Raw genomic sequence first — 20,941 nt, forward strand, 5'->3', positions numbered from 1 at the left:
ATTTTGGTTGTATTAGTCCAAGTGCGGATGATAGCAGGGTTCGGCGACCGACGTTGGTCACATACGCGGGTCAGGGAGGCCAGACACGGCAGCCGTAGTGGTAGAGCGCGGCGAGAGAGCCACCCCAGAGGAGATGGGACAGCAGCGCCGCTGCGCTGAGGTTCGGGAGGCTCGCCTCGATACCGACAAGCGAGAGCCACACCGGCATGACGAGCCCGGCTGCCACAAACCAGAGTGCGAGCGACCAGCCGAGGGCGATTCCGTAGTATCGGAGCCGGTCGGAGAGATGGGCTGGCGCGGTTCGGACCAAGGCAGCGTACACCAGTCCGAAGACGATGCTGTGGAACCCGTGTGTGAGCCAGCCGACCAGCGCGTTCTCGACGCCGTACAGCGCCTCGACGACCGGGACGCCCCCGGAGAGGACCTGCATCGGGACGCCCATGACGACGGCGGCGACGAGCGACGCCCCGACAGCCACGCTCAGGCGGCGTGGCGAGAGTCCCAGCACATCGTCGGGCGTAGCCTTCACGACGCCGTCTTCGGCCGAGACACGCAGCAGTGTCAGCGTGACTGTCGTTCCGTCATCCGTGACGGTGGCCGCCGTCCGCCCACCGTAGCTCCGGACGAGCAAGCGAACGAGGTCCAGCCCGAAGCCGGTCGAGCGGTCCTCGTAGGAACCGATTTCACCGCGGGCAAGCAAGTCGAGTTGTCGCTCGGGCAGTCCCGGGCCGTTGTCGCTGACGCTGATGGCGACAGTGTCCTCGGTGGCGGTGACTCCAACCTCGACGCGAGGGCCGTCGCTGTCATTGTAGACGACCGCGTTCTCGACCAGATGCGCGACGAGGTTGTCAAGCATCGTGTTGGCCCGCACCTGCAGGTCCGGGGGCACGTCGGCCCGCAGGTCGTAGTCGGCCGACGGGTGTGTCTCGCGGACGGCGTCGACTCCCGACTCCACGCATGGGACCACAGGCACGGCGTCCAGCGACAGGTCGGCGCCGCCGTGGGTGATGTGTTTCATGTTCTCGACGACCTGCTGGACGCCGGCCGAACGGTCGTCGATGACTGACAGGATGTCGGCCGTGCTGACACCATCCCGTGATTCCGCAATCTCTACCCGACCCCGGATGACCGTCAGCGCGTTCAGGACCCTATCTCGAAGGATGCGGTTGACCAGGTCCAGCCTGGCAGCCTGCTGTTCGAGTTCGTGTTGCTGTCGGTTCGACCGCCCGGCGTAGACGCCAGTGAGTGCGCCGCCGACACCGCCCCCAATGAGGAAGTTCGACAGGTACGACCGGCTCCCCGCGGTTGACAGCGGCCCCATGCTGCCGTTACCAATCAGTGTCACCAGAACGAGGACGAACATCGCGCCAGTGCCTGCGAGACACCACAGCGTGACCGTCCGAACGAAGGCGTGTTCGAACTCACCAACGGCAAGAGCGACACCGAACGCGGACAGCCCCAGACCGAGCACCAGTGGCAACACGCCACTGAAGACGAACGCCATCGGGCCGTCGCTAACCGCCAGCGTGACCGTGAACCGGGTCAGGAAGAAGCCGAGGCCGGCGACAACGAGTCCAGTCGACGAGAAGCCACGACCCACGGAACGGATGTACTCGAACATAGTCTAACCCCGACAGCGCTACCATCGAGATACGTACCATTTCGCATCTGGGTACAAATCGGTTACCCAGTATCGGGGGCGCCGTGAACCGAGAAATCAGAACTCGGGACCGGGTGCCGGCACGCCGTCGCTGTCGTCGCCGCCGTCGAGGTCGAACTCCTCGCGCAGTTCCCGGATACGGTCTCTGATGTCCGCCGCCAGTTCGAACTCCAGATTGTCCGCGGCCTCCTGCATCCGTTCTTCCAGCTGTTCGATCTGGCGGGTGGCCTCGTCGGCGTCACTCGCGCCGTCACTCGAAATGCCGCCGGTCTCGGTCTTGCTCCCGGGCAGGTTCGTCTCGCCGACTTCCTTCTCGATGGTGGTCGGCTCGAAGCCGTGGTCCTCGTTGTACTGCTGCTGGATGCGCCGGCGGCGCTGGGTCTCTTGAATGGCCGACTGCATGGCGTTGCTGCGCTCGTCTGCGTACAGCACCACCTCGCCGTTGACGTTCCGGGCGGCCCGGCCCATCGTCTGGACGAGCGTCGTCTCCGAACGCAGGAACCCCTCTTGATCGGCATCGAGAATCGCCACGAGTGAGACCTCCGGAATGTCCAGTCCTTCCCGGAGCAGGTTGATGCCGACCAGCACGTCGATGTCGCCCAGCCTGAGCGACCGGATGAGTTCGTGTCGCTCCAGTGTATCCGTCTCGTCGTGCATGTAGGCGACGTTCACGCCGGACTCCTCCAGATACTCGGTGAGGTCCTCGGCCATCCGCTTGGTCAGGGTCGTGACGAGCACCCGCTCGTCGCGCTCGGTTCGCTCGTCGATGCGCTCTAACAGGTCCTCGACTTGCCCCGTCGCCGAGGCGATTTCGACAGCCGGGTCGACGAGGTGTGTCGGGCGGACAATCTGCTCGACGACCTGGTCGCTGTGGTCGCGCTCGTAGTCGCCCGGCGTGGCGCTCACGTACAGCGTCTGGTCAGTCTTCTCCTCGAACTCCTCGAAGGTGAGCGGGCGGTTGTCGAAGGCCGTCGGCAGTCGGAAGCCGTTCTCGACGAGGCTCTCCTTGCGGCTCTTGTCACCCTCGAACTGGCCGCGGATCTGGGGGAGCGTCTGGTGGGACTCGTCGACAACGGTGAGAAAGTCGTCGGGGAAGTAATCCAGGAGGGTGTAGGGGGCCTCGCCTGTCTCGCGGTCCGAGAGGTGGACCGAGTAGTTCTCGATGCCCGAGCAGTAGCCCGTCTCCTGCATCATCTCGATGTCGAACGTGGTCCGCTCCTCGATGCGCTGTGCGGCGACGTGGTTGCCCTGGCGCTCGAAGTAACTGATACGCTGGTCCAGCAGTTTCTCAATTTCGTCGATGGCCCGCTGGAGCCGCTGTTCCGGAATCGAGTAGTGCTCCGCCGGGTGCAACAGCGCGGCTGGCTCCTCGCTTTTGACCTCGCCCTCCAGCGGGTCGACTTTCAGCATCCGGTCGATCTCGTCGCCCCAGAACTCCACTCGGAGGGCGTAGCGGGCGTACATCGGGTAGATTTCGAGCGTGTCCCCGCGCACGCGGAAGGTCCCCTGCGTGAAGTCCACGTCGTTGCGCTCGTAGTTCAGGTCGACCAGCCGACCGAGCAGGTCGTCGCGCTCGATCTCCTGACCCACCTCGAGCGAGAGGGACATGTCGACGTAGTTGCGCGGGTCACCGAGCCCGTAGATGGCCGACACCGACGCGACGACGATGACATCGTCCCGGGTGAGCAGCGAACGCGTCGCGGAGTGGCGCAGCCGGTCGATCTCGTCGTTGATCGAGGCGTCTTTATCGATGAAGGTGTCCGTCTGCTCGACGTAGGCCTCGGGCTGGTAGTAGTCGTAGTAGGAGACGAAGTACTCGACGGCGTTGTCCGGGAACAGCTCGCGGAACTCCTCGTACAGTTGTGCTGCAAGGGTCTTGTTGTGAGCGATAACGAGGGTCGGCTGCTGGATCTCCTCGACGACCCACGAGACGGTGTTGGTCTTCCCAGAGCCGGTCACACCGAGCAGTGTCTGCCGGTCCATCCCCTGACGATAGCCCGACGCCAGCTGTTCGATGGCCTCGGGCTGGTCGCCCGCGGGGTCGAACGGGGCGTCGACACGGAACTCGCGGTCGACATCTGGTCGGTCGATAGAGAGGGGGCCGCCGGTGTCGCTCATTACCTACACATCGGGCTGGATGGACTTGAGCCGCGTGGTTCATGTAAGATCGGACCAGTCGGCCTGTGTTGTAAAGGTGATACGACAGCCCGGAGACGGAGAGAAGATACAACAGTGGTCGTCTCGAAAGTAAGCATCCGATACGGTTCAGGCGGATACAAACAGTCTTGTAGTTTTATTCTGTTTCGCACTCGAATATCTGACATGGGTGAGACAGAAACATCGACCGAGAGCGAGGAGATTCTCGACAGCGGGCGCTGGTCGGTCGGAAACTGGGCCGTTATCGGGCTGTTCTTCGTTCTGACTATTGTCGGCATCGCAATGGCTGCGGGAGCAGGCGGCCGTGAGCTACTCACTGCAACAGTCGGCCCTGGCGGGCCGGGAGTCATCATACCGGTGGCTGTCTTCCTGTATTCGGGACTGGGTGCGCTGGGCTATGTCTTCACGAAACTGATGACCTCACTCGACGACTACGACAAGTGGAGCGACTTCGAAAACCTCGCCGAGATGTTGATGCGGATTCCCGCCGCCTGGCTTCTGGCTGTCGGCGTCTACCAGTTCGGCAGTCTGGCACTCGGCTCAACGGAACTCGCGTCGTCGCAGCTGGCCACCGGTATCCCGTTTCTCGTCGGCCTCTACGTCAATGTCGCGTTCAAGTGGCTGGGCAGTCTCGCGGATCGACTACTCGGACAGCAGGTAGAGCGGACAGGGTGGGTAGATAGCAACAGCGGGCCAAGCGGTGGGCAGACCACGGCTGATCGTGGGCCCGGCGAGCGGAGTCCGGACTCCCAGGGGCCAAGCGGAGACGACTGAGGCGTCGTCATCTGGCGCTCCCAGCGAGGTGCGGACATGAAGAACGGTCAGCAGACCGGTTTCGGGTTCACGCCGAGGTCTTCGAGCGTCTCGAAGTACTCGTCGTAGGCCGTCGAGATTACGTCGATAGCAGCCGCCTCCGCGGCGTCCCAGTCATCGTCATCCTCGCAGACAGCATCAAGTAGTTCAGCGGCCTCGTCGCGGAGGGCCACCACGTCGCTGCCGGCGCTGCGGAACGTACTCGCGGTCTGTGGGTCCGCCTGGCCGGTGAAGAAGCCGGTGTACTGCTCCTTTACTTTCTTGTCGACGAGCGTCCAGCCGACGAAGCCGCCAAGGCGCTCGACGGTCCCGTCGAGGTCGTCGAGTACGTCGTGCATCGCCGGCGTTCGGTCGACCGGTTCGGCATCAGTGCTGTCACCGCGCTCGGCCGTTTCGGTCGCCGCGTCGACAAACAGCGCTGCCGCGTCGTCGTTCGCGTCGTCGCTCCAGGCATCGAACGTCTCGTGGGCCGCCTGCTCGCGGGCGGCCGCCGCCGCCAGTACCACGTCCGGTTCCATCTCGCCGCGGGTGTCGGCGTACAGCGTCTTCGAGGAGCCCAGTCGGGAGAGTTCCGTCTGCTGGTCGTCACGAACTGCGTCGATAAGGTCGGCTGCGGTCATACTCTGGCCTGTGGCCGGCGCGGGCTTGTAACCATCGGACCCGCCGCTCGAAAGCTCGTATGGCTGCGGGGAGTAAGCCCCCTTCTGTTCGGGCCAGCATTCGGCTGAGCGGCCACGTCCAGCGCTTGCGCGCGGCGTCGGACTACCTGTCGACGCGGCCTTGCACCGGTGAGGTTTCGCCGTTCCATCGGTCCGTCGCCGGAAGCGTGGGGCATCGAAGATGGCCCACGTGTGGAGCACAACTGTGGTCCACGAACGCGCGCCCCGGAGTCACCGGGTCGCGACTGCCCTCGGTGGGTTAGCTCTCCCTCGCTTTGGCCGCGTGCCGCACCGTCTGGTGGGGCACGACCAGCCTCGCTCGGGATTCGCACACCTCATCGGTCCGGCGACGACGTGTCGTTGCTGTTCCAGAGCCGACGGTCTCCCGCCCCGGGCTTGCGCCCGGTCACCTGTCCGACAGGTGGGGGGACTTTCCTCATGGCTTGCGCCACGGGAGCCGGCCTCCCGCTGCCACCAACAGGTACGCCAGTGCCGTGAATAAGGCTTACCAACGACCTTTTTCGGCGTCGGGTTCGCGCTTCGCGCGAACCACTCCTTGAAAAACGTCGATGAAAAAAGCGCGAATCGCGTTGCGATTCGCGTGAAACCGCTCGCTTCGCTCGCGGTATGCGCAACAGCAGCAGCTACTGATTTTGTGTATTCGAGCGAGCCTGCCCTTCCCCGGGTCGCGCGACGGAGCGCGCTCCCGGCCAACACTATGTTTGAAAGGTAGTAGAGAAAGCGAGCAACCGCACGATTCGCAAAAACCGAACCGGGAGTGCTCAGCAGTGCGCCTTAGTCGTCAGAGGGCAGCGGCTCGCCCTGGCCGTTCGTGGGTGCGGGCGAGGACTGCATATCGTCGTCTTCTGCGTAGGGGTACCACGTCATCTTCGTGTTGTGCATATACGGGTCGTGGTAGTCCGTCTCCTCGGGTTCGACCATGTCGGCCAGCGTCTCCTCGTCGCGGTCCGCAACGAAGTCACGGAAGGTCTCGCCGCCCTCGCGGGCGTCCTCGAAGTTGTTGACGAGGTTCTTGATCGCGCCGGGGACTTCGTCGGCCGGGACGCGCATCTCCACCCAGTCAGCGAAGCGCGGGTCGTCGCCGAGGCCACCGCCGAGACCGATATCGAGCGCCTCGACCGGTTCGCCGTCCTTGCGGGTCTTCATCCCGCGCAGGGACACGTCGGCGATCTGGGGCTGGGCGCAGGAGGCCGTACAGCCCGAGAGGTGGATGTGGAAGTCCTTGTGGTCCTCCGGCAGTTCGACGTTGTCCTTGAGCCAGCGGGCGTACCGCACTTGGCGGTTCTTCGTCTCGACGATAGAGAGTGAGCAGTACTCCGTGCCCGTGCAGGCGATGGAACCGCGCATGAACGGCGACGGGTCCGGGGAGTAGTTCTCCAGCAGGGGTTCGCTGGTGAACTCGTCAAGGTTCTCCTCGGGCACGTCGGTGACGATGATGTTCTGGCGCTGGGTCAGTCGAACCTCGCCGGAGCCGTACTCGTCGGCGAGTTCGGCGAGTTCAAGCACGTCGTCGGCACCCATGCGGCCGACCAGCACGTTCAGGCCGATGTAGTAGTTGCCGTCGTTCTGCTCGTGAATCCCGACGTGGTCGTTGTGTCCGTCCTGAGACCCAGTGTTGTAGCTGTACTGGTCGCGCATATCCTCGCCCGCAGTCGGGAGTTCGAAGTCGACGTACTCCTCCTGCAGGACCGAACGCATCTTCTCGGGCCCCCACTCGTCCATGAGGAACTTGATGCGAGCGTTGAAGCGGTCCTCGCGGTCACCGTAGTCACGGAAGAGCGAAGACATGCCGTGGGCCACGTCAGCAGCCTGCTCCGGCGGGACCCACACGTCGATATCGCGGGCGAGACGCGGTTCCTTGCGGGAGAGGCCGCCGCCGATACGGACGTTGAAGCCGAGTTCGCCGTCCTTCTCAGCGGGCTCGAAAGCGAGGTCGTTGATGTCGCCCTGGCCACAGCCCTCGTCACAGCCGGCGATGGCGACCTTCCACTTGCGCGGGAGGTTCGAGTAGTCGTCGTTGCCCTTGAACGTCTCGTGGAGGTCCTCGGCAACGGGCCAGGCGTCGACGTGCTCGTGCTTGTCCTTGCCGGCAACCGGGCAGCCGACGATGTTTCGCCAGGAGTCACCACAGGCCTGCTGGGTGCCCAGGCCGACGGCTTCGAGCTTCTCGAAGATTTCCGGGATGTCCTCCAGTTTGATCCAGTGGAGCTGGATGCTCTGACGGGTCGTCCAGTCACAGTAGGCCTCGCCGAACTCCGGATTATCGACGGGACCAGTTGCGTACTCCTTTGCGACTTCGCCGATAACTTCAAGCTGGCCGGGCTTGATGACGCCGTTTGGTGTCCCGATACGCATCATGAAATACGACTCCTGGCCGGAGCGCTGGTGGTACAGGCCCCACCACTTGAAGCGCTCGAACCAGGCGTCGTGTTCGTCTTCCGGGATGGCATCCCAGCCCTGCTCTGCGAACTCCATCAAGTGCTCCCGGATCTCGTTACCGTAAACCTCGTCCTTCCAATTCTCGACTTTCGTGGGCATAGCTAATGTGTTTTTCCACAAGTCTCGCTGACTTATACAACACACTTTGCCGTCAACCGTCTCCCCCACTCCCCGAAACAAGCAACTGTTGCCTATTCTTTGGGACTGGCGAGCCGGGTTCGCTTCGCCGGGAAATGGACGCTCTCGTGGACGACACCGTGGAACTCGCCGGAGTCTGGGTCCACGACGCGCCCGACCGTCAGCCAGTCGGTCACGCCGCTTTCACCACAGGAGATACACTGGCCGGCAATTCGCGCCTGGATATCGAGATAATCAACGCCCACTTCCACGAACCCCTCAGCGAGCAAATCCGTCGTCTCACACCCACAGAAGTCGCTTCGAGCCAACAACCACAGGTCCGAGACGTTCACTTCCCGCGAGTCGTTGACGGAAATCCAGGCTCCGTCGTCGAGCTGGTGAACGTCAGTCGTCATTACATCTCATTAGATTCTCGAAACACCTGAGGGCATCGGCGGGTGCAAGTATCACCGGGTCGAGTCGAATCCGCCGCAGTCATGCGGTGAGTGTATCACGATACTGACCCGCTATTTGTTGGGCTCTGTCCGAGATACACACATATGTTGCCTGTAAGTCGCAGTGCGGGCCAAGCTTACAGCAGAGTCCGTCCTTAAGATAGTGGGGACATTACAGAGGAGTACGACATCCCGTGGCGGCCACGCTGGTCGTCGCTGTGAGAGAAACGATGACGAACGCACAACAGACCCACGACGACGATGCCGAGCGCGAAGAGCCAACGACAGACCACCTCGACAATGTCGAGGACGGCTGTGGCTGCACAGAAATCTGGGAGCACATGAGCGAAGAACGCGAAAGCGAGAGCGCATCCGACGACTGACACCCCTGTACGGGGTACTTTTGTGCGGCGCTTCCTAAACACAGATCGATGCCAGAGGGGCCCGATAACTACGTTCCATCGACCGACCGCGAATCACCGGTCGGGAAGCCGGTCATCCGCGGAGACCCAGCACTCACGGGACAGCGACCCGAGGAGGCAATCGAGTTCGATCCCGACGACCCCGAGAGCCTCGAACTCGCCGCCAAGACAGTCAAGAAATTCTCCGAGAACACCGCCGGCGGCGACGACAACGTCTTTATTCTGCGCGGCGCGGCCGCGTGTGCAGCTCTAGTTCGCGGCGAAGGGTCCTACAAGGCCGCTGCCGAACGGGCCGGTGGCGAAGCCTCGGTCTCGTTCATCCGGAAGTGGTCCCGCGTCCACGACCTCCCTCGATCCGTCCGTATTCACGTCGCTATGGGGCATATCGCGCCAACGGCGGCCAAACACATCGCCAGAGTCTCAGGCGAGTCTCGCCTCCTGCTTGCGTGGGCCGCCCTCGACCACGACCTCACCGTCCGCCAGATCCGATCCGTTGCCAGCAGTGTCAACGACGGCGCGTCCGTAGACGCGGCGCTCGCCAGAAACGGGTACGCACTGGGCGAGATACGAACGCAACTCGACCGCGACGCCTACTGTCGACTCCGCCGGCAGGCCGCACTAGATGGGGCGTCCCCCGGGGAAGTCATCAGTGAGGCTATCGAGTCGTACTTCGACGACGGACCGTAAGGCCTTAATCGCCGCTCCCCCGAGCGAATAGCGAGGGCCGGTAGCTCAGTTAGGCAGAGCGTCTGGCTTTTAACCAGATGGTCGGGGGTTCAACTCCCTCCCGGCCCGTGCAACGAACCGACGAGCACTGCGAGTCGGTGAGTGAACCGGCAGGAAGGAGTTGAACCCTGGAAGGCACGCACAGCGAACGAATGTGAGCGAGCATGTCTTCCTCTGGTTCAACTCCCTCCCGGCCCGTTACCCTATGACCGACAGTAAATAGTGGGAACACTGTGGAGGAGTTGAACCCTGCCGGTCGCGCGCAACGGAGTGAGCACGTCTTCCTCCCGTTGAACTCCCTCCCGGCTCATTGCCCTGCGAACGACAGTGAGCAGTGGCAACAACAGGAGGGCGTTGAAGTACGCCACGAGCGAAGGCAGTGAGCGAAGTAGAGGTGGTTCAATGCCCTCCCAGCCTGGTGTGTGATGGATAAAGGCAGCGTGACAGTGCATAGTCCGAGACCAGTTCATTTACCACCGAGACAGTAAATGTTATTAATATGAACGGAAGTGCCAGTACACTTCAGCGCGTCCTCACACAGCCGTTGCGCCCGCTGGGTGTCACTGTCGGTGTATTGCTCGTCGTCGCTACGCTCGCGGCGGTTGCCGGCACACCGTGGCAGACGCACGCGTCAATGACAGCGGCGATTGTACAGATGCTTGCGGCGGTTCTGATGGGTGTGGTCGGTGTCGGACTGGCGTACATCAGCTGGGCAGCCGACGCGTAAGCCGGTCGTCGAAAAAGCCGAAAATAGATGTCGTTGTTATCCGCGGACGGGCATATACGCCATCCCTAGCATCAGCACAGCAGCGATGCCAGAGAGAATCGAGACGCCCCAGAAGCCGTTCTTGCGCTCGTGGAAGTAGTCCTGCTGGTCGAGCGTCGTCTGGTACTGGTCGTACTGCTGAATCGGGACGATCTGGACGGTGCTATGATCGGGGAAGTGCGTGAAGAACTGCTGCTCGTTCAGCGTGACGTTCCCGCCCTCCGAGAGTTCGACCGTGTTCTCGCGCGGGGCGAACCATTCGAGCGTCGCGCCGTCGGCGGTCACTTCGGAGATTGTGGTCTCCTGTGTGCCACTGTCGGTCGCGTACGGGTAGGTATCACCGGTCGTGAACGTCACTGTCTCAGGCTCAGGGAGCCACTCACTCAGCGGGACTTGCGTGTTGTTCGACTGGTAGACCACGTACTCGGTCCCGTTCTGGGTCGCAAGCGTGTTCTTGACCGAGGAGTCCTCGGCGAGGAGCGCACTGACGTTGAGTTCTTCTTCGAGGGTCACCGTACTCTCGTTGCTGTCAGTGTGTACGCGGTAGGTGTCGTTCTGGTAGGTCGTCGTGGAGTTGTGCTCTACTGTTGCAGTATACTGTGACGATTCATTCGTCCACGAGAGGTCAGCTGCCATACTGCCACCGCCACCGCCGCCATGGCCGCCACCGCCACCGCCGGACATGTGGATGTTTGTGGCTGTGTATTCCGTTCCGTCGACAGTGAACGTACTCTCGTTGGTCAGTTCGGCGTCAGCGTCGAGCGACACCGCCGGCCGCTGACTCTCCGCGACGCCGATGTAGGCGTACGCAGCAACACTGATAACGAGGAAGAACGCGAAGTACGCCGCCGCGGCTCGTCGTTGCATATCAGGAGGGTCAGTCGCCGCGCCGTTTAATGATTACTTTTCGAGCGTATCGGTACGCGGGTGGCACGGGCCGTTTCACCCCAGCAACGACGGTGTCGATGAACCGCACTGGTCAGGCTGTCTCAGACTCGCCAGCGAGAACATCGTAGCTGTCGAGCGTCCCTGCCATCGACGGGGCGTCCGAATCGTCTTTCCGCTGGGTGCCGTAATCCATCCACACGCCGCTCGTGTAACTGTACATCTCGAAGGCGGCGTCGGTTTCAACGACGATGTCGATGACCGCGTCCTCGGGAGCGTCATCGAGAACGACAGCCGACCGAACGTCGTTGTCGTGGTGCATCACCCAGACCGCGACAGCGCCGTCAATGTCATCCAGTAGGGCACTGGCTTCCGCTGGCGAAAACGGGCGGTGAGGCCAGTCGTCGACGGGTTCTGGCTCGTCCATACTGGGAGCACGGGCCGGAAGGGTATCGGTGTTCCCCCGTTACGCGGAGTCGCCCGACCGTCAGTCGGCGAAGTAGCTGGTGAAAAATCCGGAGAGGAACGACGAAATGGCAACGGCCAGAGCCATATCAGTCAGGCTCCACGGCGCATCTTCGTCGTCGGCCAGCCAGACAGTGATAGCGACACTGATTCCCAGTGAGACAATCCCGTTGAGGAGGTGCTTGTTCTTGAGCAGACTCATACACCCGTTCGTTGGTGCGGGGTTCGTATAGAGATTACCCACGGGCGGTGTGTCCGTTGATTGAAACGGAGCCACTGGATTCGCTTGACGGGTGGCTCCGGCGCTGAGACAGTTAGCCGTCACAGCAAACCGTGTACCGGACGTCTGAGTGGACGAGCGATTCAACTGTCTCAACGACATCATCGATTGTCTCGAACTGCCCGAACTTGCTCACGACCGACCCGTCCGCGCGTAACACGACCGTCCACCGGTGTCCGTTCGGGCTATCGGCCCGTTCAAACGCGAACTCGCGGTCAGGTAGTCGAGCGATGACTGGGCCGTCAGTGGTGACCGTCCACGAGACGCTATCGGCAAGCGCGCCCTCCAGTGCCGTTTCGAGTCGTCGGCCGAGTCTGGCTGTCGGTTCGTCCCGTGCGTCCATACAGAAGCATCGAGGTGTAGAAGCATAAGCCGTTGTGACACTACACAACGTTCAAACGGCCCAAACACATACTGAGAATGTGACTCAGTCGCTTCTCGTCTACGACGGCAGTACCGACCTGTTCCGGCGCGCTGCCGAGACGGTAACCCGCTGTGCCACGGATATCACGCCTGTTCCCTGGGAATCCGATGCGATTCAGGCGTTCCTCCAGGCACAGTTTGACGACCTCCCGTTCGCGTTCATCCTGATTGAAGAGGAGTCCGTCCACGTCGGCGAAGCGGCTGTGAAGGAAGCGCTGGAGGGGCTCGATGTCGCGGCCCCCGTCGCTCGGTTGGCCGAACAGGTGTATCCCACCGCCGCCGCGCCGTTCGGGCGTGTCGTCCACGGCCAAGTTCCAGCCGACATCCACGGGACCTTTCCACTGGACGAGACAGCGAAAAGCCACATCGAACCGCTCCGGCAGGTCCACACAATCCCTGTCGAAACAGAGTAACCGAGACGGGCAGTGGTATGGCCGACCGGAACAGGCCTGCCGTGCGGTCGATTTCCCCGGAGGAACCACGGCTACTACGGCTACCGTTTGCGACGTGTTTGAACGATGCGCCACCAAGTACGCTGCGTTGCGTTGAACAATCGAATTGTCCAGTCACAACAATCTACGCTTTATTCGCAGATACAGCGGGATGTCTCGGTCGGTGTCGCGGACACGTCGTTTGCTTGTCCCGAGCAACCCAATGACGAATGCCAGTACAGCCACGGTGAGCGCCGCATTAATTACGCCTAATGCCACCAGTGGATGAATGTCATGCATCGCGATAATAACGGTGGGGGGAAGCAAAACGATGTAGCGATGCTCAGAGACGGTTACAACCTTCTGTTCGCCTCGTGGCGGTGCGGGTGCATACAACGCTGTTGAGTCCGTTTCGCCGCCTGGGACATCGAGCCACCGGCTCTCGATTGTCGTCTGACCGGACGCGTTAAACACGACGAGCATTGTCACCAGTGCGTCTTCGTTGTTGGCTACAAGCGTAGCTTCAACCGGCTCACCAGGGGCGATGTTATTCCCAGTTGCGATCTCACCCGCCGGAATCTGATGGGTCGAGCTCGGAGCCACCATTGCGATGTTGGCTGGCACAATGATGATTGCGGTCAGAAAGAGCGCGGCGTACCGTGGGTCGAAGGTATCCTGCCCACGCGAACGGGCTCGTTCGCGCGAAGACCCGTTCACGATCCCACTACCGATGCTTATTGCAAACAGTATCACGCCGGAGACCAACATCACCGAGCCTGCCTGCCAAGACTCGGCTGCCTGCTCAACTCCAAGGACCGTCGTAGCCGCAGTCAGAACGTTTGTGACGACGACGCGGCCGGCAAGGATGGCCGTGCCGAAATTCGGGATTGTCACCACCTGTCCACTGGGTTGCCATGCGACCGCGACGATCTGGCTTTCAGTCACTGGGGGTTCGGCCCCATCCTGATCCGTGAATGGGTTCGCATCCCCCCTGGTAATGTATCCTTGCTCAGTTTCACCGACAACTCGGTGTGTCGTCAACTCCCCACCACGAATCTCCTGTGACTGGAACACGATGACATCGCCCTGTTCAATGTCGCCCGCAACCTGCTCCGGAATCGCAACGAAGCCGTCGCCTTCCTGAATCGTTGGCGACATACTTCCGGACACGACAAAGCTCAAAAGTACCGGCTGCCCAACCAGTGCACCTACGATGAGTGCCAGAACCAACACAAACCCGGCGATTGTCAGCCCTCTCGCCACATACGTTCGGAGCATACCAGTCTGTTGCTACGCGATGTAGACTAGCAGAATATAAATCGGTGTTGCTGAGTCGATGGGAGTGACGCAACCACCCTGTCGTCACGGGATACTGCGTTCCGAATCATCGTTTGTGGCAGCCAGGAGCAGTGTCTCCCGCTATCAGGATCTATCCCCTCCGTGGCCACAGAGTGCCATAAGCAACACAAGCTATACCGGAGCAATCAACAATTGCAAAAAGTGACCGATCAACGGCGTCATCCGTCGTTTGAATCGGACGGCTCGTTTTCATCAGGATGTGTCACATCAGCATTATCAGTCGAGTCGGTGAAAAGCAGGCTTGAAAGCGACGCCGTCGCTCCTTCTCTGTCTTCCACGGTGGGCTCAGTATCGCGTGTCGATGGTGACGCGAGCGGGTCGACAGTCGGTGGCGCCGTGTACGTGTAGATTTCACTATCAACGAGGACTGCATACTGATCGCCGTCTTCGAGGACACGCCTGTCACTATCGATAGCAATGTCAACAAGATCTACCAGCGAGTCCGTCGGGACAGGTGCCCGGTCGTCGGCATCCGGGATTCGTGCCGTCGAGATCCACTCGTCGAAATCGTTACGTGCACGCTCGAACTCGTTGCGCACTCGCTCGCGGTCGGTGACTGCAAGCCAGCCACGCCAGCGTGCTGTCCCGAGGAAGGCCATACAGAACAGTCCGAACACACAGAGCACAGGCCCGCCGTACAGTTCCAGCCGTGTCGGTTCGATGGTCCGAGTCACCTGCTCGGTCGCGTCGTAGGGGGTCTCTCCGGCTGTGGTAGTGCTAACGCGGTAGACACTCTGTCCGGGCACAATTTCGATGCGGTCGGTGCGGGTATCCGTGAACGTCTCTCCGTTGACCGACGACTCGACAGTTGTGTCGGCAACGAGGAGGACCTCTGTCTGTCCGGGGGCAGCCCCCAGATCGTTCTGTATTGCTTCGGTACGGTTGAGGATTGTCGGGATATCCACGCTAACTGTGGTTGTTGCCGCCTCGCCGTCTGCTATCTCGACGGCATCGAGTGTGTCGAGCGAGTCGCGTGTCTGCCAGTGGACCACCTGATTCCCGTTTCGCTCCTCAACAGCGCGGATGACCAGTGACAGGTTCGTCGAGGTCACTGCCGCGTTCCCCTCAGTGTTGTCGTGTGAAACCGTGTACGTGCCATCGAGTTCGGGCGATGCCGTCGTGAAATACAGCGACCGGTTGCTAAGTCGCTCACCCGCACTGAAAACCTCGGTATCACGCGAGACTGTGGCGCCGTGTTCGAACTCGCTTTCCACCGTCCACGTGCCGACGGTCTGTTGTTCAGTAACCGTTTCTGCTCCGTCAACATGGCTGTCGTACGTGACGTAGCCGCCGGCAAGCGTTAGCGTAAGTGTAACGAGTAGTAATAGCACAAACCAGCGATTGAGAGCGGAGCGGACAGACGCTGAAAAAAGGGTTGCTGTCATCTCATTCCACTTTCTTTTGATACAGGCAATACGGAACTACTGCTGTTGAAGTGATCCCGATATTAGACTTTTCCGTTCTTGTATTGTTTGGTTTTTAGATACTCCAGTAGTAGTTGCCACGACGGTTTTACACATTGATATGTTGTGTAAATAGGGTCTATATACAAATACAAAACATCAAGTAGTCGTATTTATTTTTTGCGCTTCCAATGTAGGGGGATTCGTCCGGTTGGATCGCTGTATTTATTATGTCAAGTGAGTATGGCCTCGTCAAGCATCTCCTACGGCTCAATTGAATCCGGCGAATTTCGGCGTTTCAGCGTTCAATTGCCTGCTCCACGTTGTAAACGCCGGCTATGAGCGTTATCTCCCGGAACTGGCGGAACCAGTCACGCGCTCGGACGGCGAAGCCGTGCGAGCGCTTGATTGAGGAGTTGACGGACTCGGTCTGTGATCGCTGACCATAGAGCTCGTCGTCTATTCGGGCGTTGTGTGCGTGATCGTAAGGAGCGAAAACACGGTGCTTTATCAGCGGACGAATCCCGGCGTTTCGAAGCTCCTCACGGAAGCTCATGTCATCATAGCCTTTGTCAGCGGCCAAGCTTCGAAGGTCGCCCGCGTTCCGCAGGGCGACCTTCGGGCCGATCTTGGTTTCGTCAGGCCACTTCGTGCTGCAGTGTAAGTCAAGAATTGCTCCCTCAGCTGTATCTACGAGAAACGTCGTCTGGATCGTTTTGACGGAACGATCAATCCGTCGCAAGTAGTGAGACGATGCCTGCTGACGGTCGAAGTAGGTGGCATCAATTGCGGCGTGACCATTCTGGTCCAGCAGCTCCGCCGACCGGCGGAGCAGCTGTCGCCAGACAGTCATCGATGCCCGTTTGAACGCCTTACACAGCGTCGAAGGCGCGGGAAACTCCCCGCGTTGAAGATTCAATACCGCTCGAACACGTTCCATCTCTTCGGCCCAGTCGATGATTTCCTCGTACTCCGCGCTCATGTGTTCGCGCAGATAGAGCAAGACTGCGTGCTTCCAGCCGGCAAACCCGTTGCCGGCTGGATCACTCAGTTCCATCAGCGCAGCGTCAGTAAGCTTTTGAGCGAGTGAAGCCACTTGCTTCACGAAGCGGAAGAGGGTGTTGTGCATAACATTACTCTCCCGCTTCATACCCGTGATTCTAACGACCTATCCCGGCGCCGTCTGTGGATTCAATTGAGCCTCTCCTACGTTTCACTACTAAAGACAGCTGATGTAGTGCTATATTCAGTATTGTTTCCTTCCTTCTTATACCAGAGTGTAATATGGACATCCGCACCTTTCATATCAAGTAGATCGGTTCCCCATTCTGTTTGTCTCCTGAATCCAAATAGTCCCAACTCTGCTTCTTCATTTGCGGCTAATTGACCTCCGCGGCGGGTGGCGTTTAATGCCGCTTTTTCACCAATATCATCATACCACTGATTTCTGAGGGCATCTCTATAGTCAGCGTTGACTGATGTACCATCGTTAAATGACAGATCCTCACCGACGGAAATTTCTATCTCGTAGTTGTCGCCGTATATTCTGCCAAACAAGTCCGGTTCTATGTATTCTCCAGCATATACGGTCCGAGCAAAGTCAACCCGGACAGCAGTTAGGTCAATAGGGGCGTCGTGATTGTTTGTAATCTTGAAATAGTAATCCTGATTCTGTGAGATTCCGCGTTTATTTGAGGCCCCTTTGGCGGAGAGATTTACCGTCGGTTTAGGTTCGTCTTCGCGCGGTTCAAACCGAAGCCAGGAGATTTTCGGGTTGAATGTCCCGTCTGGTGGAGTGATTTGCAGCTCTTCGTTGTTATTTACTTCAACAGGGAAACTGTATGTTTCGGCTTTGGTAGGACGCTCTTTGCTTCCGTAATCAAACGCTCGATCCCGTAGTTTGACAGTCTCAGCGCCGCCAACAACATCAAACGAGTACTCCTGATCCGAATAGGACGGGTCCCGGCAGTGCATCGTCACATCGTACCAGCCATTCGGCAGGTCTATTTCCCAGTACGGATCCTCAGAAGCGTCGTATGCAGTAGGAATATTAGTCGTAACGCTCTTGCGAAGGAGATTGTTGATAGCGAGAGCTGCGGCTGAAAGTCGAAGAGGGCAAGGGCACCGCGCCAGCGGTGCCCGATATGTTCCCAATAAGCCGGTTCGTGTCGGAATCGGCTGCAGCGGACCTGTTGCAGCAGGTTCGCTGGCGTGATGGCGTCGAGTGCCCCCGCTGCCGTTCTGACCTGGCGGTCAGAAACGGCAGCTATCGGGAGTATCAGCGGTATCTGTGTAAGAATTGCGGCCGGACGTTCAACGACAAGACCGGCACGATCTTCGCTCATTCGAAGCTCTCGCTGAAAGAGTGGTACTTCACGATCTACGTGTTCTTACGGTTCAACACGAGTATTCGCCAGATCGAGGCGGAGCTCGATCTTTCGTACAGAACGGTGAGACGGCGCGTCGAGCGCTTCGCCAGCGCGCTCGACGCGCCTTCGATCACACTGTCTGGACCGGTCGAAATCGACGAAGTGTACGTCTCTGCCGGTCTCAAAGGCCGCGAGCGCGACCAGGAGTCGCGCTCGCGTGGCCTGTCCACGCGTGGACGAGGCTCGTACGACGGCGACAAACCGCCGGTGTTCACGCTGGTCGATCGTGGCTCGGACGATCGATACGTCGTGCCAGCGAAATCCGCTGGTGAATCGACTATTCGACTCCTGCTTGCTGACCACGATGAGGAGTCGCTGACCGTCTATACGGACGGATTTCGAGCGTACGAGCCGCTCGAAGAAGACGACGCATTCTCCCGCGAATACGTCGTCCACGGCGACGGTGAATACGCTGATGGCGAAGTACACGTCAACGGTTGCGAGAGCCACGCGTCGCTGACGCGACGGTGGCTCTCGCCCCATCGAGGAGTGTCAAAGGACAAGCTAACACCGTATCTCAGAGCCTTTCAGCTCCGCTGCGAACTCTACAGAAAACCAGGTGACGAAGCGCTCAAACATGCTCTTGATGCTGCCCTCTGAAAATCAACAACGTGCTTCACAAGAGCGTAGTCGTAAAGTGTGCAAGTGTATCCTCCTCAGTAGCCTGAAGCTCGCCTCGCTCTCTGGTTGTATCAGTCTGATCACTTTCCCACCCGTAGGAGAGCGTTGATTTTGGATCGAACTCGTCGCGGAGGCCGAACTGGCTCCCCGTGTCAGGGATGAAACCCGACGGTGTGACGGTTTCCGGTTGTTCAAAGTTGAGACAGTTCACACAGGAAAGCGATATGCTACGGGTCGCTGTGATTTCAGGAGCCGAGTCAGTGGAGGTTGATAACGCAGAAATTTTCAATTCAATCTGTCCCGTCTCCTTGATGCAGTTGCTTCCCGATCCAGTGACTGTCGCAGTCACTGTGCCGGACTCGTCATCGAGCGAGTTCGGAACGCTGTCGATTTCCACGTCAAAGTCCAATTGAGCTTTATTTTGAACGTTCGCCTTTACCGTATCGAGTTTCGGCCCGATATTGTTCGTCAACGTGACTAGCTTACGGGTTTCAGTTTCAAACACGACCTGACCATCGTGCGTAGTGATGCCGAGCAATGGGTTATCAGTAGGATCACCATTGTCGTCGGCGGTCGTATTAATATTCACCTGACGGTCAGCAGTCACGTCTGTGAACCCACCAGTCCCCCACGTCAGGAGGCCGGCACCGCTACCGATCAGTGCGAGTGCACTCCGGCGAGTCCACTTCTTGCTCATATTTCAACATCCGGGGGCGTCTCGCCCGATCCAAGGCGGAGTTGCTGGCTCTGCCAGACGTGATACAGCCCGGAACAGAGAAACAGCATGACGACGAGACCAGCCCACGCGAGGTCAGGAATGCTGGCTGGGAACACATTCAGCCCGGCAGCGCCGACGATAGCACCCGACAGCACTGCCAGCCCGAGGTAGTACTGTCCCCACGGGATGGAGTCTTCCGGCACGACATCCATGTACACGTCGAGGTCCGCTGCCTGTTCGGTCAGTGTGACTGTTCCATTATCGTATTCGATCACGCCCGCGCGGTCCATCGCGGGCAGATGCGTCTGTTGCATTGACGTGTACACGCGATGGCGCTCACTGGACGTGATCTCACTCTGTGGTTTCCCGTTTTCCCACGCCGCCACCTGTTCAGCAATATCTGAGAGCTCTGAGTCGCCATCCGCCTGCTTCGCTACGTGTAGCGCGTATCGCCGGCGGTGATTACTGAGTAAGTCAAATACTTCATCCCGTGCAATCGCGTCACCAGCCCCTGTCTGGTTGCTTTGCTTCCCACCCACTGCCATTGTCTATAGACTGTTCCATAATATAAAAAGTCTTCTGGAGTGTCAATGGTAATAAATCTGTACGTATGCTAAAACGTCAGTAGATAGAACCTGCTATTGAATGCTTCAAACATGGTGTTTACAGGCTGCTATTTAGACTTATACTGAAGAAACAATAGATTGATCGGCAATAGCGCAAGCGTTCAGTACTGTTGGGTAGCGAAAAGTGTCTAACTGGTGCAGTATGACTGGCTACAGTAAACCAAGATAGAGCCGTCACCGCAGTTACATCTGATAAAGCGTATAGCGGTCCTTGTCGGCGTTTCATCACGCTCTGCCAGCGATTACCCCGAAAACTACGCCACGGTATGCCAGTCACAGCAGGCAAAAGGATCTAAATGTTTGCCCGTGCTGTCGGGCCCAGTCAGTCAGACACGTCTTATATTCGATTACTGCTCTGCAATACTGATGTCGAGATCCTCGCTATTGCCCGAACTTTCTGTCGCAACTTCGGCATCACTCGAACTGTCTGAGGAGACCGAGACGACTGCGCCGTCGCTAACCGATTCACCACCGACTTTGGTAAGCACATCGCCGCCATTGCTTCCCCCGAACGTAACGTCGAAGCTACTTTCATCACTGTTTGGAATGAATTTAAATAGATCGTTGTATCCGAGCGTCGAGTTCGGCGGGAGGCCGTTCGCTTCGCCAAAGACTATTGTTACGTCGTTGGCGACAAGGCTCACGTACTCGTGGCTCACGTTGTCGTATGTTCCGTCCGTAGCCCCCGGATTACTGGGGAACAGCTCGGTCGGCTCAACAGTGTTGCTGTCGGGCCCCTTGACTGAGACGTCAGCTGACGACGTATCAACGAGTACGTCGACAGCGTTGTCGGTAATTGTCGCCGCAATCTTGTCTTCGGTATCTTGGTTTGCATCATCCACAAGCCCGTCTGTACCACTATCTGCGCCGAACACGTTCACTTCAACCGAGCGTGTTGCGCTAACGCTCGTGAATGCACCCGTTCCGAAGAGCGCCCCACCACTGATTGCCAGTCCACCAAGTCCCGTAAGTACGTTTCTGCGATTCATATGTTAGTCAGCACGTTATGACGGTGCCGTACCAGTTACAACAGTTTCCGGGGACTTACTATTATACTGCTTGAGTG

At 59.3% G+C, this 20,941-nt stretch carries 22 protein-coding genes, 1 tRNA gene and 1 other RNA gene; 7 read left to right on the forward strand and 17 right to left on the reverse strand.

What is annotated here, in order from left to right; translation table 11 throughout:
- Positions 1–70 precede the first annotated feature (70 nt).
- Positions 71–1,621, reverse strand: coding sequence for a sensor histidine kinase (locus BDK61_RS00720; protein ID WP_121302035.1), 1,551 nt, complete (start codon positions 1,619–1,621; stop codon positions 71–73).
- Between the two features lie 96 nt (positions 1,622–1,717).
- Positions 1,718–3,778, reverse strand: a complete 2,061-nt coding sequence (gene uvrB / locus BDK61_RS00725) for an excinuclease ABC subunit UvrB (protein WP_121302036.1) — start codon at positions 3,776–3,778, stop codon at positions 1,718–1,720.
- Between the two features lie 204 nt (positions 3,779–3,982).
- Here uvrB and BDK61_RS00730 point away from each other — a divergent pair, with 204 nt between their 5' ends.
- Positions 3,983–4,591, forward strand: a complete 609-nt coding sequence (locus tag BDK61_RS00730; protein WP_244209649.1) for a hypothetical protein — start codon at positions 3,983–3,985, stop codon at positions 4,589–4,591.
- Between the two features lie 47 nt (positions 4,592–4,638).
- Here the strand turns inward: BDK61_RS00730 and BDK61_RS00735 are convergent, their stop codons facing one another.
- From BDK61_RS00735 to BDK61_RS00750, 4 genes are all read right to left on the reverse strand, one after another.
- Positions 4,639–5,250, reverse strand: a complete 612-nt coding sequence (locus tag BDK61_RS00735) for a hypothetical protein (RefSeq protein ID WP_007189698.1) — start codon at positions 5,248–5,250, stop codon at positions 4,639–4,641.
- A 61-nt stretch (positions 5,251–5,311) separates the two neighbouring features.
- Positions 5,312–5,762, reverse strand: an RNA gene (gene rnpB / locus BDK61_RS00740) — RNase P RNA component.
- A 322-nt stretch (positions 5,763–6,084) separates the two neighbouring features.
- A complete protein-coding gene (locus BDK61_RS00745; RefSeq protein WP_121302037.1) occupies positions 6,085–7,848 on the reverse strand; it encodes a nitrite/sulfite reductase in 1,764 nt (587 codons plus the stop codon).
- Positions 7,849–7,940: 92 nt separating this feature from the next.
- Positions 7,941–8,282 carry a hypothetical protein gene (locus BDK61_RS00750; protein WP_004964975.1) on the reverse strand — a complete coding sequence of 114 codons (342 nt, stop codon included), beginning with the start codon at positions 8,280–8,282 and terminating at the stop codon, positions 7,941–7,943.
- A 233-nt stretch (positions 8,283–8,515) separates the two neighbouring features.
- On the opposite strand from BDK61_RS00750, the gene BDK61_RS00755 reads away from it, so the two are divergent.
- From BDK61_RS00755 to BDK61_RS00770, 4 genes are all read left to right on the forward strand, one after another.
- Positions 8,516–8,704, forward strand: coding sequence for a hypothetical protein (locus BDK61_RS00755; RefSeq protein ID WP_004964979.1), 189 nt, complete (start codon positions 8,516–8,518; stop codon positions 8,702–8,704).
- Between the two features lie 48 nt (positions 8,705–8,752).
- Entirely contained in the window at positions 8,753–9,430 is a 678-nt protein-coding gene (locus BDK61_RS00760; protein ID WP_004964981.1) for a DUF7119 family protein, read from the forward strand.
- A 34-nt stretch (positions 9,431–9,464) separates the two neighbouring features.
- Positions 9,465–9,538 (forward strand) — tRNA-Lys (locus BDK61_RS00765).
- 430 nt (positions 9,539–9,968) lie between these two features.
- Positions 9,969–10,196, forward strand: a complete 228-nt coding sequence (locus BDK61_RS00770) for a hypothetical protein (protein WP_004964985.1) — start codon at positions 9,969–9,971, stop codon at positions 10,194–10,196.
- A gap of 36 nt (positions 10,197–10,232) precedes the next feature.
- Here the strand turns inward: BDK61_RS00770 and BDK61_RS00775 are convergent, their stop codons facing one another.
- The 4 genes from BDK61_RS00775 to BDK61_RS00790 form a co-directional block, all read right to left on the reverse strand.
- Positions 10,233–11,102: a hypothetical protein gene (locus BDK61_RS00775; protein WP_121302038.1), complete on the reverse strand. Its 870-nt coding sequence runs from the start codon at positions 11,100–11,102 to the stop codon at positions 10,233–10,235.
- A 112-nt stretch (positions 11,103–11,214) separates the two neighbouring features.
- A complete protein-coding gene (locus BDK61_RS00780) occupies positions 11,215–11,547 on the reverse strand; it encodes a hypothetical protein (protein ID WP_007189702.1) in 333 nt (110 codons plus the stop codon).
- A 60-nt stretch (positions 11,548–11,607) separates the two neighbouring features.
- Positions 11,608–11,787: a hypothetical protein gene (locus tag BDK61_RS00785; RefSeq protein WP_007189703.1), complete on the reverse strand. Its 180-nt coding sequence runs from the start codon at positions 11,785–11,787 to the stop codon at positions 11,608–11,610.
- A gap of 112 nt (positions 11,788–11,899) precedes the next feature.
- A complete protein-coding gene (locus BDK61_RS00790; RefSeq protein ID WP_011224552.1) occupies positions 11,900–12,208 on the reverse strand; it encodes a hypothetical protein in 309 nt (102 codons plus the stop codon).
- Between the two features lie 79 nt (positions 12,209–12,287).
- Here BDK61_RS00790 and BDK61_RS00795 point away from each other — a divergent pair, with 79 nt between their 5' ends.
- On the forward strand, positions 12,288–12,701 hold the full coding sequence (locus BDK61_RS00795; protein WP_049939076.1) for a hypothetical protein: 414 nt from the start codon (positions 12,288–12,290) through the stop codon (positions 12,699–12,701).
- Positions 12,702–12,854: 153 nt separating this feature from the next.
- Here the strand turns inward: BDK61_RS00795 and BDK61_RS00800 are convergent, their stop codons facing one another.
- The 4 genes from BDK61_RS00800 to BDK61_RS00815 form a co-directional block, all read right to left on the reverse strand.
- Entirely contained in the window at positions 12,855–13,997 is a 1,143-nt protein-coding gene (locus BDK61_RS00800; RefSeq protein ID WP_007189706.1) for a signal peptidase I, read from the reverse strand.
- A gap of 239 nt (positions 13,998–14,236) precedes the next feature.
- Positions 14,237–15,409, reverse strand: a complete 1,173-nt coding sequence (locus BDK61_RS00805) for a DUF5305 domain-containing protein (RefSeq protein WP_244209650.1) — start codon at positions 15,407–15,409, stop codon at positions 14,237–14,239.
- 370 nt (positions 15,410–15,779) lie between these two features.
- Positions 15,780–16,631 carry an IS5-like element ISHma10 family transposase gene (locus BDK61_RS00810; protein ID WP_121302040.1) on the reverse strand — a complete coding sequence of 284 codons (852 nt, stop codon included), beginning with the start codon at positions 16,629–16,631 and terminating at the stop codon, positions 15,780–15,782.
- Positions 16,632–16,687: 56 nt separating this feature from the next.
- A complete protein-coding gene (locus tag BDK61_RS00815) occupies positions 16,688–17,455 on the reverse strand; it encodes a hypothetical protein (protein ID WP_244209651.1) in 768 nt (255 codons plus the stop codon).
- A gap of 170 nt (positions 17,456–17,625) precedes the next feature.
- On the opposite strand from BDK61_RS00815, the gene BDK61_RS00820 reads away from it, so the two are divergent.
- Positions 17,626–18,510, forward strand: coding sequence for an IS1595-like element ISHja1 family transposase (locus tag BDK61_RS00820; protein WP_121302041.1), 885 nt, complete (start codon positions 17,626–17,628; stop codon positions 18,508–18,510).
- Between the two features lie 16 nt (positions 18,511–18,526).
- Here BDK61_RS00820 and BDK61_RS00825 read toward each other — a convergent pair whose 3' ends face one another.
- From BDK61_RS00825 to BDK61_RS00835, 3 genes are all read right to left on the reverse strand, one after another.
- Positions 18,527–19,228 (reverse strand): hypothetical protein, encoded by a 702-nt coding sequence (locus tag BDK61_RS00825; protein WP_244209652.1) that lies wholly within the window; start codon positions 19,226–19,228, stop codon positions 18,527–18,529.
- A complete protein-coding gene (locus BDK61_RS00830) occupies positions 19,225–19,794 on the reverse strand; it encodes a DUF7344 domain-containing protein (RefSeq protein ID WP_121302042.1) in 570 nt (189 codons plus the stop codon). Before BDK61_RS00830 ends, BDK61_RS00825 begins: the two co-directional genes overlap by 4 nt.
- A gap of 428 nt (positions 19,795–20,222) precedes the next feature.
- The gene (locus BDK61_RS00835; protein ID WP_121302043.1) at positions 20,223–20,864 is read right to left on the reverse strand and encodes a hypothetical protein; all 642 of its coding nucleotides are present in this window, start codon (positions 20,862–20,864) and stop codon (positions 20,223–20,225) included.
- Between the last annotated feature and the right edge of the window lie 77 nt (positions 20,865–20,941).

This window comes from Haloarcula quadrata (assembly GCF_003634715.1).
In the GTDB taxonomy this organism is placed as follows: domain Archaea; phylum Halobacteriota; class Halobacteria; order Halobacteriales; family Haloarculaceae; genus Haloarcula; species Haloarcula marismortui.

What these genes read in the sequence shown, in the direction of transcription:
- BDK61_RS00720 (WP_121302035.1), bottom strand. Translation starts at nt 1,621, where the DNA reads ATGTTCGAGTACATCCGTTCCGTGGGTCGTGGCTTCTCGTCGACTGGA.
- uvrB (WP_121302036.1), bottom strand. Translation starts at nt 3,778, where the DNA reads ATGAGCGACACCGGCGGCCCCCTCTCTATCGACCGACCAGATGTCGAC.
- BDK61_RS00730 (WP_244209649.1), top strand. Translation starts at nt 3,983, where the DNA reads ATGGGTGAGACAGAAACATCGACCGAGAGCGAGGAGATTCTCGACAGC.
- BDK61_RS00735 (WP_007189698.1), bottom strand. Translation starts at nt 5,250, where the DNA reads ATGACCGCAGCCGACCTTATCGACGCAGTTCGTGACGACCAGCAGACG.
- BDK61_RS00745 (WP_121302037.1), bottom strand. Translation starts at nt 7,848, where the DNA reads ATGCCCACGAAAGTCGAGAATTGGAAGGACGAGGTTTACGGTAACGAG.
- BDK61_RS00750 (WP_004964975.1), bottom strand. Translation starts at nt 8,282, where the DNA reads ATGACGACTGACGTTCACCAGCTCGACGACGGAGCCTGGATTTCCGTC.
- BDK61_RS00760 (WP_004964981.1), top strand. Translation starts at nt 8,753, where the DNA reads ATGCCAGAGGGGCCCGATAACTACGTTCCATCGACCGACCGCGAATCA.
- BDK61_RS00770 (WP_004964985.1), top strand. Translation starts at nt 9,969, where the DNA reads ATGAACGGAAGTGCCAGTACACTTCAGCGCGTCCTCACACAGCCGTTG.
- BDK61_RS00775 (WP_121302038.1), bottom strand. Translation starts at nt 11,102, where the DNA reads ATGCAACGACGAGCCGCGGCGGCGTACTTCGCGTTCTTCCTCGTTATC.
- BDK61_RS00780 (WP_007189702.1), bottom strand. Translation starts at nt 11,547, where the DNA reads ATGGACGAGCCAGAACCCGTCGACGACTGGCCTCACCGCCCGTTTTCG.
- BDK61_RS00785 (WP_007189703.1), bottom strand. Translation starts at nt 11,787, where the DNA reads ATGAGTCTGCTCAAGAACAAGCACCTCCTCAACGGGATTGTCTCACTG.
- BDK61_RS00790 (WP_011224552.1), bottom strand. Translation starts at nt 12,208, where the DNA reads ATGGACGCACGGGACGAACCGACAGCCAGACTCGGCCGACGACTCGAA.
- BDK61_RS00800 (WP_007189706.1), bottom strand. Translation starts at nt 13,997, where the DNA reads ATGCTCCGAACGTATGTGGCGAGAGGGCTGACAATCGCCGGGTTTGTG.
- BDK61_RS00810 (WP_121302040.1), bottom strand. Translation starts at nt 16,631, where the DNA reads ATGAAGCGGGAGAGTAATGTTATGCACAACACCCTCTTCCGCTTCGTG.
- BDK61_RS00815 (WP_244209651.1), bottom strand. Translation starts at nt 17,455, where the DNA reads ATGCACTGCCGGGACCCGTCCTATTCGGATCAGGAGTACTCGTTTGAT.
- BDK61_RS00820 (WP_121302041.1), top strand. Translation starts at nt 17,626, where the DNA reads ATGTTCCCAATAAGCCGGTTCGTGTCGGAATCGGCTGCAGCGGACCTG.
- BDK61_RS00825 (WP_244209652.1), bottom strand. Translation starts at nt 19,228, where the DNA reads ATGAGCAAGAAGTGGACTCGCCGGAGTGCACTCGCACTGATCGGTAGC.
- BDK61_RS00830 (WP_121302042.1), bottom strand. Translation starts at nt 19,794, where the DNA reads ATGGCAGTGGGTGGGAAGCAAAGCAACCAGACAGGGGCTGGTGACGCG.
- BDK61_RS00835 (WP_121302043.1), bottom strand. Translation starts at nt 20,864, where the DNA reads ATGAATCGCAGAAACGTACTTACGGGACTTGGTGGACTGGCAATCAGT.